Origin of the sequence: Erythrobacter sp. EC-HK427, from assembly GCF_902498745.1 — a bacterium.
In the GTDB taxonomy this organism is placed as follows: Bacteria; Pseudomonadota; Alphaproteobacteria; order Sphingomonadales; family Sphingomonadaceae; genus Alteraurantiacibacter.
The window spans coordinates 2,325,949-2,342,160 of the sequence record NZ_LR701479.1 but is presented as its reverse complement, the minus strand read 5'-3'; the positions used below and the strand labels follow the sequence as shown (position 1 = coordinate 2,342,160).

Here is a 16,212-nt window from a genome sequence, read left to right as displayed (position 1 = left end):
GCTTTGGCTTGCGCGCAAGGCTGGAGAGAATGTGATGCAACCGACTTGTAATCACATTTTAATGTGATACTGGGCTTTCTATGAGTGAAACTGCAGAAAAAGTAAAAAAGCTGATCTCCGAAGGCCTGATGACACGCGCCGGGCTGGCGCGGGCGGCGGGGTTGCACGCCAATACCTTGCGCGATTGCACCGAGGAGAGCTGGAACCCTACCGCCGATACGCTCGGCAAGCTGGAACGGTTCCTCACCGAGAATGACGAAACGCCGGTGCTGGTCGGGATCGAGGAGATCATCGACGAGGCGCGCAATGGCCGGATGTATATCCTGGTCGACGATGAAGACCGCGAGAACGAGGGTGATCTCATCATCCCGGCGCAAATGGCGACACCCGCAGCGGTCAACTTTATGGCGATGCACGGGCGCGGCCTCATCTGCCTTGCGCTCGACAAGGCGCGGGTGGAAGCGCTCGGGCTCGAGCCGATGAGCCGCAACAACCGCGAATCGATGCAGACCGCCTTCACCATCTCAATCGAGGCGAAAACCGGTGTAACTACAGGCATTTCCGCCGCAGACCGGGCACGCACGGTCTCGGTCGCCATCGACAGTTCCAAAGGGCCGGACGATATCGTCACCCCCGGCCATGTGTTCCCGCTCACCGCCCGCGATGGCGGCGTGCTGGTGCGCGCTGGCCATACCGAGGCGGCGGTCGATATCTCGCGGCTGGCGGGCCTCAATCCCTCGGGCGTGATCTGCGAGATCATGAACGAGGATGGCAGCATGGCGCGGATGGATGACCTGATGCGCTTTGCCCGCAAGCATGACCTGAAAATCGGCACGATCCGCGATCTGATCGCCTACCGGATGCGCCACGATCATCTGGTGGAACGCGGTGACGAGCGGCAGTTCACGTCCGATTATGGCGGGCAGTGGCGGCTCATCACCTATCGCAACACCGTTTCGAACAATGAAGCCTATGTGCTTCAAAAAGGGCACATTGTTCCCGACAGGCCCACCCTCGCCCGCGTCCATCCGATCTCGGTTTTCGACGATGTGCTGGGCGAGCCGGGACCGCGCAAGCGCACGCTCCAGCGCGCGATGGAAGCGGTGGGCGAGCATGGTTCGGGGGTCATCGTCATTCTCACCGGGCGGGTGGGCAAGAGCGGCAACTGGACGACCGAGGAGGAAGTCCGCAATGTCGGCATCGGCTCGCAGATCCTCGCCGATCTGGGCGTGCATGACATGATTCTGCTCACCAATTCGCAGCCCAACGTGGTTGCCATCGAAGGTTATGGCCTCAATATCGTCGGCCACCATCCCATTCCGGAGACCGAATAATCATGGCGAATTTCCTGATCGTAGAGGCGCGTTTTTACAGCCATCTCAATGATATGCTGGTGGCTGGCGCGAAGGCGGCGCTGGAGCAGGCAGAGCATTCGGTCGATGTCATCACCGTCCCCGGCGCGCTCGAAGTGCCAGGCGCGATTGCGTTGGCGGCGGAAAGCGGGCGCTATGACGGCTTTGTCGCCATCGGCGTGGTGATCCGCGGTGAGACCTATCACTTTGAAATCGTTGCCGGCGAAAGCGCCCGCGCGATCATGGCGCTGACGATGGACGGCATCGCCATCGGCAACGGCATCCTGACCGTCGAGAACGAAGCGCAGGCGATTGTCCGCGCTGATCCGGCGCAGAAAAACAAGGGTGGCGAGGCCGCGCAGGCCGCGATGCGCTTGCTCGAACTGGCGGGCGAATTCGGCTGAGCGCCATCACATCGGATCACACCAGAATGTGATGTTGTTGGATACGAAGGCCACGCAGTGCTTGATTAAGGCAGAGCTTGTGTAGCTCTAGTATACCCCCAAGTGGCACCCTTGGCACCGTCAACTGCAGCGCAAATGCGCTTGGCTGCGCCTTTGGTGCCGCCAGAAGCTATCCAAGCTTTCGGAAGCAGCCCTTACCGGCATAAAATGCGCTCGATCCCAGCTCTTCCTCGATGCGGATCAGCTGGTTGTATTTCGCCAGCCGGTCCGACCGGGCGAGCGAGCCGGTTTTGATCTGCCCGCAATTGGTGGCGACCGCGAGATCGGCGATAGTCGCATCCTCGGTTTCGCCCGAGCGGTGGCTCATCACCGAAGTGTAGCCCGCGCGGTGCGCGACATCGACTGCGCACAAGGTCTCGCTCAAAGTGCCGATCTGGTTAACCTTCACCAGCAGCGAATTGGCCAGCCCCATCTCGATCCCCATGGCAAGCCGCTTGGGGTTGGTGACGAAGAGGTCATCGCCCACCAGCTGCACCCTGTCACCCACCATGTCGGTGATGGCCTTCCAGCCTTCGAAATCGTCTTCGCTCATCCCGTCTTCGATCGAACGGATCGGGTATTCGTCGCACAGCTTGGAGAGGTATTCGGCCATTTCATGCGGGGTAAGCGAGAGTCCCTCGCCCGAAATCTCGTATTTGCCTTCGCGGAAAAACTCGGTGGCGGCGCAGTCCAGCGCCAGCACCACGTCTTCACCCGGCGTAAAGCCCGCCTTTTCGACAGACGCCATGATAAAATCGAGCGCGTCGCGCGTGCTCGCCAGATTGGGTGCAAAGCCGCCTTCATCGCCAACTGAAGTCGCCAGGCCCTTTTCGGCAAGGCCCTTCTTCAGCGTGTGGAAAATCTCGCTGCCCCAGCGCACGGCTTCGGCCAAGGTCGGCGCGCCCACCGGCATCACCATGAATTCCTGCACGTCGATGGGATTGTCCGCGTGTTCGCCACCATTGACGATGTTCATCATCGGCACCGGCAACACATGGGCGGACACTCCGCCGACATAGGAATAGAGCGGCAGGCCGCGCGCTGCCGCAGCAGCCTTTGCCACCGCAAGGCTCGCGCCGAGAATGGCATTCGCGCCGAACCGGCTCTTGTTCTCGGTGCCGTCCGCCGCGATCATCGCCATGTCGATATCGCGCTGGTCTTCGGCATCCATTTCCAGCAGCAGATCGGCAATCGGCCCGTTCACTGCTTCGACTGCCTTGGTTACGCCCTTGCCCAGATAACGGCTTGTGTCGCCGTCGCGCAGTTCCACCGCCTCATGCGCGCCGGTCGATGCGCCCGAGGGCACCGCAGCGCGGCCCATGCTGCCATCTTCCAGAAGAATATCGACTTCTACCGTCGGGTTGCCCCGCGAATCGAGGATCTCGCGGCCGTGCACGTCGATGATGGCGGTCATGAAAAAAGGCTCCTGTTGTGCGTTTTGTCGCCCTCTATAGGGCGGAACCTTGCACTGCAACATACGTTGGTATCTTGAAGCCGGACTGTGTTATAACCATAATACAATCGTAGGGATTTTTCAGGCGGGCACTGCCCGCCGCAACGGAAAGGGATATCATTATGGCTGCCAAAAAGCCCAAGACGTCCGCCAACGTCGAGATCGAAACGACCGAAGCGGCCACCGAAGCCGCAACCGAAACTGTCGGAGAAGGCACATCCGAAGCCCGCTCGCGCTTTTCCGCCGCGCTGGACGAAGCCAAGGCCGGCGCTGCGGCCTTGGCCGACGAAGGCAAGGCGCGCGCTGCCGAAGCCAAGGAACAGGCCAAGGCACGCGGTGAAGACTGGTCTGCCGAAGCCAAAACCCGCGCCGGTGAACTGGCCGTGGAAGGCAAGCACAAGGTGAGCGAGGGGCTTTCCAGCCTCAGCCGCGTGATCGACGAAAACGCCCCCGCGCTGGATGAAAAGCTGGGCGCGAAATACGGCGATTATGCCCGCTCCGCCTCGCGCACGCTGGAAGAAAATGCCCGCCTGCTGGAGGAAAAGAGCCTCGACGAGCTGGCCAATGATTCGCGCGAAGCGATCCGCAAAAGCCCGGTCGCCGCAGTCGGCCTTGCCGCGCTGATCGGCTTCTTGGCGGCCCGCCTGTTCCGCTAATCCGCAGTGTCGCTTGCCGAGAACGCAGCCAGCGTCCCTCCCGAAAGCGATGACGCCACAGGTGCCCCGGCGCAGGATAATGCCGCCGGGGCCCCGCTGCGCTCGCTCTACGACGATTTCGAAGCCCTGATCGATGATGCGCGCACCTATTTTGACGCGGAACTCAGCTATCAGAAAAACCGCGCGGGCTTTGTCGCCAACCGGCTGAAGAACGGGATTGTTGCCGCGCTCGCCGCGCTGGTGATCGTGATCTTTGCGCTGATCGGGTTGACGGTCGGGCTGATTATCGCGCTCACCCCCCATGTTACGGCGTGGGGCGCAACCGCGATTGTGGTCGGCACACTGCTGCTGGGCGCTGCACTTCTGGTGCGGCGCGCGATGGTCGCTTTCCGCGAAATGTCCGCCGCCATGCAACCGCCTGCCGGAGAGGATAGCGATGGCTGATCTGCGCCAGCTTGAAGAAGACCGCGCACTGCGCGATGCGGCGAAAGGTCTGCTCGACCGCGACATCGCGCATTTGCGCGGCGATGTAAGCGCGCAGAATATCGGCAAACGCGCCGCCATCCGTTTGCGCGAAGGCGCGGAGGGCGTGGGCGGCGATGCCTCTGCTTTTGTGCGCGAGAACCCCGGGCGGGTCGGCAGCGCGGCGGCTCTTGGCGTCGGTCTGGTGCTGCTGGTGGCATTCCGCACCCAGCTGTCGGACTGGGTCGGCGCGCTGTGGCAGGCAAGCGGGCTTGCCGACGGGGCGACTGACCGCGAAGCTCTGGAAGAGAGCGACGAAAGCGGCGATAATTCAACCAATTGAGATTTGGAGAACTCCCATGAACGCTCCCACCATTCAGGAAAAACGCGAAGAGATCAAAGCCCGCATCGCCGCCGCCGAAGCGCGCGAGGCGCAGCTGAGCGAGCAGAGCCTTGCCACCCGCGCCGCCGATAGCGCCGCGGATGCGGGCGAGGCCTTCACCACCTTTGTCAAAAAGCACCCGGTTGCCTCGGCTGCGGGCGGCGTGTTGCTCGGCATTCTGATTGCGAGCGCCTTCAAGGGCCCGCGTCAGGCAGCGATCCGTGGCGGCGCGAAGGCGGCGAGCCTAGCGACCATCGGCGCGGAAATCGCCAGCGGCTTTGCGTCGCAACTGATGGACGATGCCAGCGAACTGGGCCGCGAAGGCGCACGCCGGGCGGAAGATCTGACCGATGTTGCAGGCGACCGCGCCCGCTCGCTGAAGCGCAGCGCCGCGCACAAGGTTGGCGATGCCGCCGATGCCGCGCGCATCGCCCGCCGCGAAACCGGCAAGGCTCTCGCCCGCGCATTGGGCCGCCGCTAGTCCGCGAATTTCCTTCAAGAACACCCTTGCGCGTCCTGCCGGCATTGCCGATAGGGCGCGCAATTGCATTCAGCCTCTGAGGGAAAATCGATGTCCGACACGCATGACAGCCAGCTGCTCCACATGGTGATCGGCGGCCGGGTAAATGATCCGCGCACCGTGGAATTCCAGGATTTGAAGGACATTCACGTCGTCGGCTTTTATCCCAGCTATGCCGAAGCCGAACACGCCTGGCGCGGCTGGGCGCAGCGCACGGTAGACGATGCCGAGATGAAATACGTCATCGTGCATCTGCACCGGTTGTTGGAGCCGGAACTGCCTGCGGGCTGATTCGCCCCCTGATATCGGTCAGAAACTCGGCGTCACCGGTGTAAAAATCGAGGACTTTTCTTGCGCGAGCAGTCGCAAACATATTCGGGATCGGGGCCATATAGGAATCCCAGCTTTCGCGATCCAAAATCCCGGCTCTATGTTGATGCCATGCAAATTCGCGGATTCGCAGGGCCTTGATGACCATCCATGTGATCCTGCGCTCATTCTCCGGAGAAATATCGTCATCATCGGAGATCAAATGCGGATCAACGCCATGATCTATGAATTTGGAAATCAGCGCCAAATCAGCGTCCAGTAATCCTTGGCGCGAATTCGCGGTAATCGCCTTGGTATTTTGTCTAATCTGGGCTGCCAGATACCATAGGCTAGCTACGACCGCGAAAGCTGCGGTGATGTCGCTGATTGCCGATACCGCGTCCCAATTCATGCTCTTGCCCCCCCAGAGAATTCTAGATGAATTCGATCTTCTTGATGAGATAGAACTTCTCACCCGAAGGCACGGTTACCTCAATCTCGTCACCAACGCTTTTGCCGATCAATGCGCGGGCGAGCGGGCTTTCGTAGGAAACACGGCCGACCTTCGCGTCGCTCTCTGCCTGGCCGACGATCTGGTATTTGCACGGCTTGTCGTCTTCATCGAGCACCGTCACCGTCGCGCCGAACACCACACGATCACCGGACAGCGTGGCAGGATCGATAATCTGTGCGCGGCTGGTCTTGTCTTCCAGCTCGGCGATCTGCGCTTCGACCTGGCCCTGGCGCTCCTTCGCGGCGTGATACTCGGCGTTTTCCGAGAGATCGCCATGCGCGCGAGCTTCCTCGATCGCCTCGACGATTTTGGGGCGCTCTGCCCGCAATGCTTTCAAATCGGCGGTCAGCTTTTCGTAGCCTTCCGCAAGCATCGGCACTTTCTGCATTGGCACTTCCTGTCTTGTGTCAGATCACCCGTCAAAACGAGCCTGCCCCGCCCTGCATAGGCGGCTGGCGCGGGTCGGAATGGAGGGAGAAACGGTGTCTATTTCCCGCTATAATAGTCCTGCAGGCTCTTGACTGCAAGGTCAGCCGCAGAAACCGAGACAATCGCGGTTGCCACAGCATCGCAAGCGGCAGCGGTGGTGTAGTAGGGAACCCGCGCTTCCAGCGCCGAGGCGCGGATGGATTGGCTGTCCTTGTGGCTCTGCCAGCCCTCTGTGGTGTTGAACACCAGCGCGATCTCACCATCGATGATCTTGTCGACGATATGCGGCCGCCCCTCGGCCACCTTGTTCACCCGCTCCACCGGCAAGCCCTGTTCGCGCAGATAGGCCTGCGTGCCGCCGGTGGCGATGGCGGTGAAGCCATAATCGATCAGCTTGCGCACCGGTTCGACAATCTGCGCCTTGTCGCCATCCTTGACCGAGACGAACATACACCCCTTCTCTGGCAGGCGCGTGCCTTCGGCGATTTGCGACTTGGTGAAGGCGGTGGGGAAATCCTTGTCGATCCCCATCACTTCGCCGGTTGACTTCATTTCCGGTGTGAGCACGGGATCGGAGCCGGGGAAGCGGGCGAAGGGGAACACCGCCTCCTTCACCGCGATATAGTCGATATCGCGTTTGACAGGCGGCAAGTCCGCCAGTTTCTCCCCCGCCATCACCCGCGCGGCGATTTTGGCGATTTGCGAGCCGGTGGCCTTGGCGACGAAGGGCACGGTGCGGCTGGCGCGGGGGTTGACCTCGATGAGATACACTTCGCCCTGTTTGATGGCGAATTGCACATTCATCAGCCCGCACACTTTGAGCGCACGGGCCAGAGCTTCGGACTGGCGCTCCAGCTCGTCAACGATTGCGTCGGGCAGGCTGTAGGGCGGTAGTGAACAGGCGCTGTCGCCCGAATGGACGCCCGCCTCCTCGATATGCTGCATCACGCCCGCCACCACGACGTCTTGCCCGTCGCACAGCACATCGACATCGCATTCGATCGCATCGCGCAGATACTGGTCGACCAAAACCGGCGATTCACCCGAGACTTCCACCGCGGTGTTGATGTAGTTTTCCAGCTGCGCGTCGCTGTCGACAATCTCCATCGCCCGCCCGCCGAGCACGTAGCTGGGGCGCAGCAGCACCGGATACCCGATGCGATGCGCCACCGCGAGCGCCTCCTCATGGCTGTAGGCAATGCCGTTTTCGGGCTGTTTCAGCTTCAGCTGGTTGACGAGCCTAGCGAACCGCTCGCGGTCTTCGGCAAGATCAATCGCATCCGGACTGGTGCCGAGGATTGGGATTCCCGCCGCCTCCAGCGCGCCCGCCAGCTTGAGCGGCGTCTGCCCGCCAAACTGCACGATCACGCCTTTGAGCGTGCCCTTGGACTGCTCAACCCGCAGGATTTCGAGCACATCCTCAGCGGTCAAAGGTTCGAAATAGAGGCGGTCGGATGTATCATAATCGGTCGAAACCGTTTCCGGATTGCAGTTGACCATGATCGTTTCATAGCCCGCTTCGGAGAGCGCGAAGCAGGCGTGGACGCAGCAGTAATCGAACTCGATCCCCTGCCCGATCCGGTTCGGCCCGCCGCCGAGAATGACGATTTTCTCGCGCTCGGACGGGTCAGCCTCGTTCTCGGCCACCCCAAAGCTGGGGGCTTCGTAGGTCGAATACATATAGGGCGTGATTGCTTCGAATTCCGCCGCGCAGCTATCGATCCGCTTGTAGACGGGCAGCACGCCGAGCTTCTCGCGCAGCTCGCGCACCTCGGCCTCGCTGGTAGCGCCCGCCATGGCGCGCAGGGCATCGTGGAGCAGCCCGCTGCGCTTCGCCTGCGTTTCCCCCAGACCGCCAGCGACACCCACCGAACGCACCGCCAAAGTGGCGAGACGTTTATCGGAAAAGCCCATCGCTTTCAGGCGGCGCAGCTCGTCTGCACTGTTGGGCAGGCCATCGGTGCCGATGCGCTTTTCCTCGGCGATAATCTCCTCGATATGCCGCAGGAACCACTTGTCGTAATGCGTGATCGCGTGGATTTCATCGACGGTGAAGCCTTCGCGGAAGGCTTGCCCGGCATTTAGCAAGCGGTCGGGCGTTGCCTGGCTGAGCGCGGCGGTAATCGCCTCGCGAGCCGCCCCTTCCAGGGCAGGCATCCGGTTGAACCCGTCGAGCCCGGTTTCCAGCCCGCGCAGCGCCTTTTGCAGGCTTTCCTTGAAGTTGCGGCCAATCGCCATGACTTCACCGACCGATTTCATCGCAGTGGAAAGCAGCGGCTCTGCGCCCTTGAACTTCTCGAAGGCGAAGCGCGGGACTTTGGTGACCACGTAATCAATCGTCGGTTCGAAGCTGGCAGGCGTCGCGCCGGTGATTTCGTTGGTAATCTCGTCCAGCGTGTATCCCACCGCCAGCTTCGCCGCGACGCGCGCGATTGGGAAGCCGGTGGCCTTGGATGCAAGCGCGGATGAGCGCGAGACACGCGGGTTCATCTCGATCACGATCAGGCGGCCATCCTTCGGATTGACTGCGAACTGCACGTTCGATCCGCCTGTTTCCACACCGATTTCGCGCAGCACATTGATGCTGGCGGTGCGCATGATCTGGTATTCCTTATCGGTCAGCGTCAGCGCGGGAGCGACGGTGATCGAATCCCCCGTATGCACGCCCATCGGATCGACATTTTCGATGGAGCAGATGATGATGCAGTTGTCGTTCCGGTCGCGGACAACTTCCATCTCGTATTCTTTCCAGCCGAGCAGCGATTCCTCGATCAGCACTTCGGTGGTGGGGCTGGCATCGAGCCCGCTGCGCACGATCCGCTCGAATTCCTGCCGGTTGTAGGCGATGCCCCCGCCCGTCCCGCCCATGGTGAAGCTGGGGCGGATAATGCTGGGCAGGCCGGTGCGTTCGAGGATGGCATAGGCCTCCTCCAGCGTATGCGCGGTGCCGCTGCGCGCGCTTTCCAGCCCGATCGCGTCCATTGCATCGCGAAAGCGCATCCGGTTTTCCGCCTTGTCGATCACATCGGCCTTCGCGCCGATCATCTCGACCCCGTATTTTGCCAACGTGCCATCCGCATCCAGCGCCAGCGCGCAATTCAATGCGGTCTGCCCGCCCATCGTCGGCAGCAGCGCATCGGGCCGTTCCTTGGCGATGATCTTGGCGACGATATCGGGCGTAATCGGCTCAATATAGGTGGCGTCCGCCATGTCCTGATCGGTCATGATCGTGGCGGGATTGCTGTTCACGAGGATGACGCGATACCCGTCCTCCTTCAGCGCCTTGATCGCCTGCGTGCCCGAGTAATCGAACTCGCACGCCTGGCCGATGATAATCGGGCCAGCGCCGATGACGAGGATGGAGGAGATGTCAGTTCTTTTCGGCATCGGTACTGCCTTCATTGTCAGTCGTGGTGTGGAGGGGCCCTGCTTCAGGCGCAGGCGGTGTCATTTGCCAGTCTTCGCGCAGCGGCTCCCACATCGGTTTCTCGTCTACATACACGCGGATATTCGATTTTACCCAAGCCAGCCCCGAGTCGCAGATGCGCAGCAATTCGCGATCGCCGCTCTCTGGCTTTTCGAGCGCGATAAACCCATGCCCGATCAGGGTGTCGAGCGCAGACTGGAACTGCTCCGGGGTCAGATATCCCCCCGAAGCCAGATGGTTTCTGATCCAGTGCAGGCTCCTGACGGAAGGATTGCGGTCATTCGACCGCCCGACCACCGTCATCAGCAGCGTCAGATCGGCCTGACGTTGATCCATTATCGGCAGACTCACCCCAGCACCCCCGAGAACTTCCCGAACAGGTGGCAAATGCCCTGCATGCCAGCGCCGATGGAGGAGATGTCGTTACGTTCGGGCATTAGGTTTCGATGTCCACAAGGCTATCAAGAGTGGGTGCCGTCAGCGGGTCTGCGCTGGCGGGCGGCGGCAGGACGATAACGAAGCTGGTGTGGCGGTCCACATAGCGCATAAAATCCTGCCGGTAGACGCGGCCATCGCGCAGGAAGGTGCAGCTTTGGCGGATGCTCACCAGATCGCTGCCGGTGCGCACGGCGACATAGGTGAGCACCTGATACCGCAGCGGCGAGGTCCGGCGGCCCATCACGTCAAGCCGGCTGACCACATCGCCCGGCGCGCTGCGGGTGTCGAGCTCCTCGAAACCACGCAGCCGCTCCTGCGCAAGATTGGCCGCGTGCACCTGCTCAAGCTGGTAGAGCGCGGCGCGATAGGGCTCGCGCTTGGCCGCCGCGCGGCACTCCATGCGGCCCGCGAGCACTTCGCCCTGATGGTTATATTGCAGCGGCCGCCAGAAGCTGGCGACGGCCGTATCGTCCACCCCCGATTGAAGCTCAACCCCGCCCTCGCCGATGAAAGCGACGCCTTCCATAAGTTGGACGGAGACGGGGGTTATGTCTTGGGCGGCGGCAGGCATGGCTGCGAGAAGCGCGAGGCTAGCTAGCGCCGCACACGCACCCCTAACCCCTCCCCACGGGGAGGCGAATTTGGTGGTGCAAGAGTTTGACGAAGCTGATAGCCCTTCCCCTTGGGGAAGGGTTGGGATGGGGGTTCCACGGTGGCCAAAAAGCGTTTGACCCAACTCGCGCGCGAAATGCGCAACAATCCCACCGAAGCGGAGACGCGCCTCTGGCAGCACCTGCGCGCCAGCCAATTCTGTGACGCGACCTTCACTCGCCAGCACCGGATCGGAGACTTCATCGCCGACTTCGCCTGCCGAAAACTGCGCCTCGCCATCGAGCTCGACGGCGGGCAGCACGCGGAGAGTGGCACGGACGCGGGCCGGACGCGGGTGATCGAAGCGCATGGCTACAAGGTGATCCGGTTCTGGAACAACGAAGTCCTCGGCAATATCGACGGCGTGCTGCACGTGATTGCGGAGGAGATTGCTCTGGCGAGAAATGAGTGCTGAAAAGCCCCCCTTCCCTTGAGGGAAGGGGTTGGGGGATGGGTGTACAACGCCCGAAAGGTAGCCCTGCCCTTTCACCGTCGAACCCCCATCCCCAACCCTTCCCCAATGGGAAGGGAGCGGGTCGCGCCGCTGGCGAAGATGGAGGAGATAGCGAGTCGGGCAGGCATTAGAAATTCTCAAAAGGAGTTGTAGGTATCGAGACAATTCGGACCGGTCCGCAATTTTCAGCTACATCACGGACGTTTTGAGGGGCTACGTGATGCTCGATGACCAGGGTCGTGTCGTCATCCCAGCGGAGGGTTATGTCGGCTTGGCCATGACCCCAAAAGGCTCGACAACTCAGTCTTGGTGTATCGCTTGGGTTCCAAGAACTTTTGACGAAGACGACGCGGTGGTATCCGCTAACTGCGCCAGCATCGTCAAATTGAACTCTGGCTTCACGCGAGCCATCTGGGGACTCAACTCGCTCATAAATTGTCCGCTCTGATGCCGCGATAAGCATTGCTCCAAAAAGAAGTCCCGGACTTAGAATCAAAAAGCCGACGAGCAGTACTACACAGCCTGACACTCCAGCGATTTTACGCCAATTCGCCATAGGCTATCCCAACATCCCCACAAACCTTTCGAACAGATAGAAACTGTCCTGCGGCCCCGGGCTCGCTTCCGGGTGATACTGCACCCCGAACGCCTTCTTCCCTGCAATCGCGATCCCGCAGTTCGAGCCGTCGAACAGCGACACGTGGGTTTGCTCCACGCCTTCGGGCAAGGTCGCAGCATCCACCGCGAAGCCGTGGTTCATGCTGGTGATCTCGACCAGTCCCGCGCTCGCGCCCCAGTTTTCGCCGACACGCTGCACCGGATGGTTCGCGCCTCTATGCCCCTGGTGCATCTTCATCGTCTTCGCGCCCGCCGCCAGCGCGAGCATCTGGTGGCCGAGGCAGATGCCGAAGAGCGGCACGTCCGCCTCCAGCAGCGCGCGGATCACCGGCACCGCATATTCCCCCGTCGCCGCCGGATCGCCGGGGCCGTTCGACAGGAACACGCCATCGGGTTTGAGCGCCATGATGTCTTCTAGCGAGGTCTTCGCCGGAACCACCGTCACCCGCGCGCCCGCCTTTACGAGATTGCGAAAAATATTGTCCTTCGCGCCGTAGTCGATCGCCACAACGTGGGGCTTACCGTCCCACGCGGCGCGCCCGTAACCATGGCCCAGCCGCCAGTAACCGCCCGACCAATCCTCGCGTGCCTCCCGCGTCACCCGCACGGCCAAGTCCATCCCCTCAAGCCCCGGCCATTCCTGCGCCCGCTGGAGCAGCGCATCGAGGTCGAACACGCCCTCCGGCGAATGCGCGATCACCGCATTGGGCGCGCCCGTCTGGCGGATGCGGCGGGTCAGCGCGCGGGTATCGACGCCCGAGAGGCCGATCTTGCCGTGCTTTGCCATCCATTCGGTGAACTCGGTCTCACTGCGGAAATTGGACTGCTTCGTCACTTCCTCGCGCACCACGCAGCCCACCGCGCCTTCCACCAGGCTTTCGACGTCCTCGCCATTGGTGCCGACATTGCCGATATGCGGGAAGGTGAAGGTGACGATCTGCGCGGCGTAGGAGGGGTCGGTCAGCACTTCCTGATACCCCGTCATCGCGGTGTTGAAGCAGACCTCGCCCACCGCCGAGCCGGTCGCGCCGAAGCCCTTGCCCCAGATGATCGTGCCGTCAGCAAGAACGAGAACACCCGTAGCTCCCTTGGGCGCAGACGAAGAGGCGGAAAAGGCCATGGTGGCTCCCGTGAATCAGTTGACCGGCAATGTGTGCTAAGTCCCAGCGGCTAAGCGTGCACTGTGCTCCCGTCAAGCGCGGGCTTGGCTTTATTTCGCGGCCCTCTACATGAGGGGCCAACCATCCACAGATTCTAGCGAGAGAACCGATGCTGCGCGACCAGATCAAGTCCGAAACCGTCACCGCGATGAAGGCGGGCGACAAGCCCCGCACCGCCGCGCTCCGCCTGATCGGCGCGAAGATCAAGGATAAGGATATCGAACTGCGCACCAAGGGGCCGGTCGATGATGACGATGCGCTGGTGGTCGATGTCCTGCAAAAGATGGCCAAGCAGCGCCGCGAGTCGATCCAGATGTACGAAGATGGCGGCCGCACCGAACTCGCCGAGCAGGAACAGGCCGAACTGGCGGTGATCGAGGAATTCCTGCCCACGCAATTGGGCGAAATCGAGACAAAGGCTGCGATCGAAGCGATCAAGGCCGAGCTTGGCGCAGGCGGCATGAAGGATATGGGCCGCGTGATGGCCGAACTCAAAGCCCGCCACGCGACCGTGCTCGATATGTCAAAGGCGAGCGGCTGGGTGAAAGAGGCGCTGAGCTAAGGCGCAACGCCGCAAGGTCGTTGCACAAAAAACTCCCCTCCCGCCTGCGGGAGGGGTGATTGTAGGGCATTCGCTCCTCGCCATCTGCTTAACAAAAATGTAGCATTCGCACCCCGAGCAAGAGTCGAAAAAGGAGTCGGGTCAGCGTTATGCTTACCCCACAGTGGCTTGACGAATTAAAATCGCGAATCACACTGTCTTCTCTGGTTCAGAAGACGGTGAATCTCCAACGCGCCGGGCGTGAGTGGAAGGCGTGTTGTCCGTTCCATAACGAGGCGACACCCAGCTTCTACGTCAACGACCAGAAGGGGTTCTATCACTGCTTCGGCTGTCAGGCACATGGCAGCGCGATCGACTGGATGATCGAGCAGCGCGGGCTGCAATTCATGGATGCGGTGAAGGAACTCGCTGCAGAGGCAGGAATGGAAGTTCCCGCCCCCGATCCGCGTGCCGCCGAGCGGGCGGAGAAGCGCGCGAGCCTGCATGACGTCATGCAGGCAGCGCAGGACTGGTTCGTGGCGCGGCTGGCTTCGGACGAGGGAGTAGGCGCACGGCGCTATCTGGAGAAGCGCGGGTTGTCGCAGCGGATGATCGAACAGTTCGGTTTCGGCTATGCCCCCGACGACAAGCTGGCGATCAAACAGGCGCTATCGCAATTTGACGAGGCGATGTTGGTCGAGGCGGGGCTGCTGATCGCGGTTGACGACAAATTGCCCTATGCGCGCTTTCGCGGGCGGCTGATGCTGCCGATTCAGGATGCGCGCGGGCGGGTGATCGCCTTTGGCGGGCGCATTCTGGAGAGCCGTGACGGCATTGCGAAATATCTGAACTCGCCCGATACGCCACTGTTCGACAAGGGGCGCACGCTCTACAATATCCACCGCGCAGGCGCGGCGAGCCGCAAGACCGAGCGGGTGATCGCGGTCGAAGGCTATATGGACGTGATCGCCCTCGCCCAAGCAGGGTTCGAGGATGTGGTCGCGCCGATGGGCACGGCCTTGACCGAAACGCAGGTCGAACTGCTCTGGCGCATGGCGGACAAACCGGTGCTGTGTTTTGACGGCGATGCGGCGGGCCAGCGTGCCGCGATGCGCGCGGCGGAGCGCACCCTGCCCCTGCTGCGCCCCGGACACAGCCTGCAAATCGTCCAGCTGCCCGCAGGGCTCGATCCCGATGATCTGGTAAAACAACGCGGCGCGGCGGCGATGGAGACCTTGCTCGCCCGGCCCAAATCGCTGCTCGACCTGATCTGGGAGCATGAGCGCGAGGCGCAGCCGCTTACCTCGCCCGAGGACAAAGCCGGGCTGAAAGAGCGGCTGCTGGATCATGTTGCTGCTATCCAGCATCCGGACATTAAATCCCTTTATAAGCGAGAGTTGCTTGACCTGTATGGCAGGCTTGCCTTCCCGCAGAGGGAATTTAAGAAGCGTGAGTGGACGCAAAAGCGTTCGACCAACATTATAGATTTTGTCGAAGAGAAGCGTCGGAGAGATGCGCTTAAGCACTCTGCCGCTTTAACGAAACAAGAGCAGTATTTACGCAACCGCCTTGGCAGCGCGCTTACGGCCGGCTTGTTGCGCAGGCCATACCTTATTCCTGCTCATGCAGCAGACATTTTCGCGATCCCAGAAGTGGAACTCGACCCGCGTCTCCGCCTACTCATTGAAGCTTGGCAAGACGGACTTGAGCTTGACCCAATTACAATGGGGGCTGTACTAAAAACAGCCGGTCAGGAATTGCCAAAGCCTGAGGATTACGGGCGCTTACGTTTCACTTTCGTCTGGCCAAGAGCAAGCGATGATGACGCGGAAAAAAGTCTAGAAAAGGGCGTAGGGCTTTATGCTGGCCTACCAGAGTGGAAAGAGCTCCTTGCTCGCGTGAATGCATCGTTCGAACAAGACCTTCGAGATGAAATATATGTCGAGCAACAGCGATTGAGGGCTCAAGTGGAGGACTTTCTCCCAAGCATTCGAAAGTTACTCGTAGCATAAGGTTGGGAAATCTTCCCTTGCCCGCTTGAAGCGGGCGATATTCCGCCCATATCCCCTACAGACATCCTGCCGCCGCCGCCGGATAACACCCGATTTACCTTCCTCAGCGAAGGCCATGATCCGGGCGCCGCGAGGGAGGAACTGGCCGAAGCCATTGCCATGCTGGTCGAAAGGCCCGCATTGGAAGCGGCAATTGCAGATGCCACGCGTCGTTTCGCTACCGATCCCGAAGGCGCCTTTGCCGAGCAACAACGCTTGCGCAAACGAAAGCTGGAAATTGAGGCGCGACTCGGCCAAATGGCAAGAAAACGGGCTGCGCTTGCAGCTGATCTGGATACTTCGCCCGAACCTGTAAAACAGGCTCCGGACGATCATAAAACGGACTGACGAC

18 protein-coding genes are annotated in these 16,212 nt (G+C 61.3%); 11 read left to right on the top strand and 7 right to left on the bottom strand.

Going from position 1 to position 16,212, the window contains the following annotated elements; translation table 11 throughout:
• Window positions 1-80 precede the first annotated feature (80 nt).
• Window positions 81-1,334, top strand: coding sequence for a 3,4-dihydroxy-2-butanone-4-phosphate synthase (ribB, locus tag GC121_RS11545; protein WP_151974504.1), 1,254 nt, complete (start codon window positions 81-83; stop codon window positions 1,332-1,334).
• 2 nt (window positions 1,335-1,336) lie between these two features.
• Window positions 1,337-1,756 (top strand): 6,7-dimethyl-8-ribityllumazine synthase, encoded by a 420-nt coding sequence (gene ribH, locus GC121_RS11540; RefSeq protein ID WP_151974503.1) that lies wholly within the window; start codon window positions 1,337-1,339, stop codon window positions 1,754-1,756.
• Between the two features lie 169 nt (window positions 1,757-1,925).
• On the opposite strand, the gene eno is transcribed toward ribH, so the two are convergent.
• Window positions 1,926-3,209: a phosphopyruvate hydratase gene (gene eno / locus GC121_RS11535; RefSeq protein ID WP_151974501.1), complete on the bottom strand. Its 1,284-nt coding sequence runs from the start codon at window positions 3,207-3,209 to the stop codon at window positions 1,926-1,928.
• A gap of 161 nt (window positions 3,210-3,370) precedes the next feature.
• Between eno and GC121_RS11530 the strand changes: the two genes are divergently transcribed.
• The 5 genes from GC121_RS11530 (at window position 3,371) to GC121_RS11510 (ending at window position 5,559) form a co-directional block, all read left to right on the top strand.
• A complete protein-coding gene (locus GC121_RS11530) occupies window positions 3,371-3,904 on the top strand; it encodes a hypothetical protein (RefSeq protein WP_234421221.1) in 534 nt (177 codons plus the stop codon).
• A gap of 6 nt (window positions 3,905-3,910) precedes the next feature.
• Window positions 3,911-4,348, top strand: a complete 438-nt coding sequence (locus GC121_RS11525; protein ID WP_151974499.1) for a phage holin family protein — start codon at window positions 3,911-3,913, stop codon at window positions 4,346-4,348.
• Window positions 4,341-4,709 carry a hypothetical protein gene (locus GC121_RS11520; RefSeq protein WP_151974497.1) on the top strand — a complete coding sequence of 123 codons (369 nt, stop codon included), beginning with the start codon at window positions 4,341-4,343 and terminating at the stop codon, window positions 4,707-4,709. The genes GC121_RS11525 and GC121_RS11520 overlap by 8 nt, the downstream gene beginning before the upstream one ends.
• A gap of 16 nt (window positions 4,710-4,725) precedes the next feature.
• Window positions 4,726-5,229: a hypothetical protein gene (locus tag GC121_RS11515; RefSeq protein ID WP_151974496.1), complete on the top strand. Its 504-nt coding sequence runs from the start codon at window positions 4,726-4,728 to the stop codon at window positions 5,227-5,229.
• A 90-nt stretch (window positions 5,230-5,319) separates the two neighbouring features.
• On the top strand, window positions 5,320-5,559 hold the full coding sequence (locus GC121_RS11510; protein ID WP_151974494.1) for a DUF4170 domain-containing protein: 240 nt from the start codon (window positions 5,320-5,322) through the stop codon (window positions 5,557-5,559).
• Here GC121_RS11510 and GC121_RS11505 read toward each other — a convergent pair.
• The 5 genes from GC121_RS11505 to GC121_RS11485 all read right to left on the bottom strand — a co-directional run bounded on the left by GC121_RS11505 (window position 5,510) and on the right by GC121_RS11485 (window position 10,956).
• The gene (locus GC121_RS11505; RefSeq protein WP_151974492.1) at window positions 5,510-5,989 is read right to left on the bottom strand and encodes a hypothetical protein; all 480 of its coding nucleotides are present in this window, start codon (window positions 5,987-5,989) and stop codon (window positions 5,510-5,512) included. The two genes, GC121_RS11510 and GC121_RS11505, sit on opposite strands and share 50 nt — an antisense overlap.
• 22 nt (window positions 5,990-6,011) lie before the next feature.
• Window positions 6,012-6,479 carry a transcription elongation factor GreA gene (greA, locus tag GC121_RS11500; protein ID WP_151974490.1) on the bottom strand — a complete coding sequence of 156 codons (468 nt, stop codon included), beginning with the start codon at window positions 6,477-6,479 and terminating at the stop codon, window positions 6,012-6,014.
• A 98-nt stretch (window positions 6,480-6,577) separates the two neighbouring features.
• Window positions 6,578-9,907, bottom strand: coding sequence for a carbamoyl-phosphate synthase large subunit (gene carB, locus GC121_RS11495; RefSeq protein ID WP_151974488.1), 3,330 nt, complete (start codon window positions 9,905-9,907; stop codon window positions 6,578-6,580).
• Window positions 9,891-10,298, bottom strand: a complete 408-nt coding sequence (locus GC121_RS11490; RefSeq protein ID WP_151974486.1) for a hypothetical protein — start codon at window positions 10,296-10,298, stop codon at window positions 9,891-9,893. Before GC121_RS11490 ends, carB begins: the two co-directional genes overlap by 17 nt.
• Before the next feature lie 85 nt (window positions 10,299-10,383).
• Window positions 10,384-10,956, bottom strand: coding sequence for a hypothetical protein (locus tag GC121_RS11485; protein ID WP_151974484.1), 573 nt, complete (start codon window positions 10,954-10,956; stop codon window positions 10,384-10,386).
• Window positions 10,957-11,097: 141 nt separating this feature from the next.
• Here GC121_RS11485 and GC121_RS11480 point away from each other — a divergent pair, with 141 nt between their 5' ends.
• Window positions 11,098-11,451 carry an endonuclease domain-containing protein gene (locus GC121_RS11480; RefSeq protein ID WP_255478892.1) on the top strand — a complete coding sequence of 118 codons (354 nt, stop codon included), beginning with the start codon at window positions 11,098-11,100 and terminating at the stop codon, window positions 11,449-11,451.
• Between the two features lie 598 nt (window positions 11,452-12,049).
• On the opposite strand, the gene carA is transcribed toward GC121_RS11480, so the two are convergent.
• Complete coding sequence (carA, locus tag GC121_RS11475; RefSeq protein WP_151974480.1) at window positions 12,050-13,228, bottom strand: glutamine-hydrolyzing carbamoyl-phosphate synthase small subunit; 1,179 nt, start codon at window positions 13,226-13,228, stop codon at window positions 12,050-12,052.
• Window positions 13,229-13,377: 149 nt separating this feature from the next.
• On the opposite strand from carA, the gene GC121_RS11470 reads away from it, so the two are divergent.
• The 3 genes from GC121_RS11470 to GC121_RS11460 all read left to right on the top strand — a co-directional run bounded on the left by GC121_RS11470 (window position 13,378) and on the right by GC121_RS11460 (window position 16,208).
• Entirely contained in the window at window positions 13,378-13,830 is a 453-nt protein-coding gene (locus GC121_RS11470) for a GatB/YqeY domain-containing protein (RefSeq protein ID WP_151974478.1), read from the top strand.
• A gap of 149 nt (window positions 13,831-13,979) precedes the next feature.
• Window positions 13,980-15,821 carry a DNA primase gene (dnaG, locus tag GC121_RS11465; protein ID WP_151974476.1) on the top strand — a complete coding sequence of 614 codons (1,842 nt, stop codon included), beginning with the start codon at window positions 13,980-13,982 and terminating at the stop codon, window positions 15,819-15,821.
• A gap of 159 nt (window positions 15,822-15,980) precedes the next feature.
• Window positions 15,981-16,208, top strand: a complete 228-nt coding sequence (locus tag GC121_RS11460) for a hypothetical protein (protein ID WP_151974474.1) — start codon at window positions 15,981-15,983, stop codon at window positions 16,206-16,208.
• The last annotated feature ends 4 nt before the right edge of the window (window positions 16,209-16,212 follow it).

Coding starts and splice junctions, on each gene's coding strand:
- GC121_RS11505 (WP_151974492.1), bottom strand. CDS start 5,989: ATGAATTGGGACGCGGTATCGGCAATCAGCGACATCACCGCAGCTTTC.
- GC121_RS11530 (WP_234421221.1), top strand. CDS start 3,371: ATGGCTGCCAAAAAGCCCAAGACGTCCGCCAACGTCGAGATCGAAACG.
- GC121_RS11515 (WP_151974496.1), top strand. CDS start 4,726: ATGAACGCTCCCACCATTCAGGAAAAACGCGAAGAGATCAAAGCCCGC.
- greA (WP_151974490.1), bottom strand. CDS start 6,479: ATGCAGAAAGTGCCGATGCTTGCGGAAGGCTACGAAAAGCTGACCGCC.
- GC121_RS11485 (WP_151974484.1), bottom strand. CDS start 10,956: ATGCCTGCCGCCGCCCAAGACATAACCCCCGTCTCCGTCCAACTTATG.
- ribB (WP_151974504.1), top strand. CDS start 81: ATGAGTGAAACTGCAGAAAAAGTAAAAAAGCTGATCTCCGAAGGCCTG.
- GC121_RS11470 (WP_151974478.1), top strand. CDS start 13,378: ATGCTGCGCGACCAGATCAAGTCCGAAACCGTCACCGCGATGAAGGCG.
- carB (WP_151974488.1), bottom strand. CDS start 9,907: ATGCCGAAAAGAACTGACATCTCCTCCATCCTCGTCATCGGCGCTGGC.
- eno (WP_151974501.1), bottom strand. CDS start 3,209: ATGACCGCCATCATCGACGTGCACGGCCGCGAGATCCTCGATTCGCGG.
- GC121_RS11510 (WP_151974494.1), top strand. CDS start 5,320: ATGTCCGACACGCATGACAGCCAGCTGCTCCACATGGTGATCGGCGGC.
- GC121_RS11460 (WP_151974474.1), top strand. CDS start 15,981: ATGCTGGTCGAAAGGCCCGCATTGGAAGCGGCAATTGCAGATGCCACG.
- dnaG (WP_151974476.1), top strand. CDS start 13,980: ATGCTTACCCCACAGTGGCTTGACGAATTAAAATCGCGAATCACACTG.
- carA (WP_151974480.1), bottom strand. CDS start 13,228: ATGGCCTTTTCCGCCTCTTCGTCTGCGCCCAAGGGAGCTACGGGTGTT.
- GC121_RS11520 (WP_151974497.1), top strand. CDS start 4,341: ATGGCTGATCTGCGCCAGCTTGAAGAAGACCGCGCACTGCGCGATGCG.
- ribH (WP_151974503.1), top strand. CDS start 1,337: ATGGCGAATTTCCTGATCGTAGAGGCGCGTTTTTACAGCCATCTCAAT.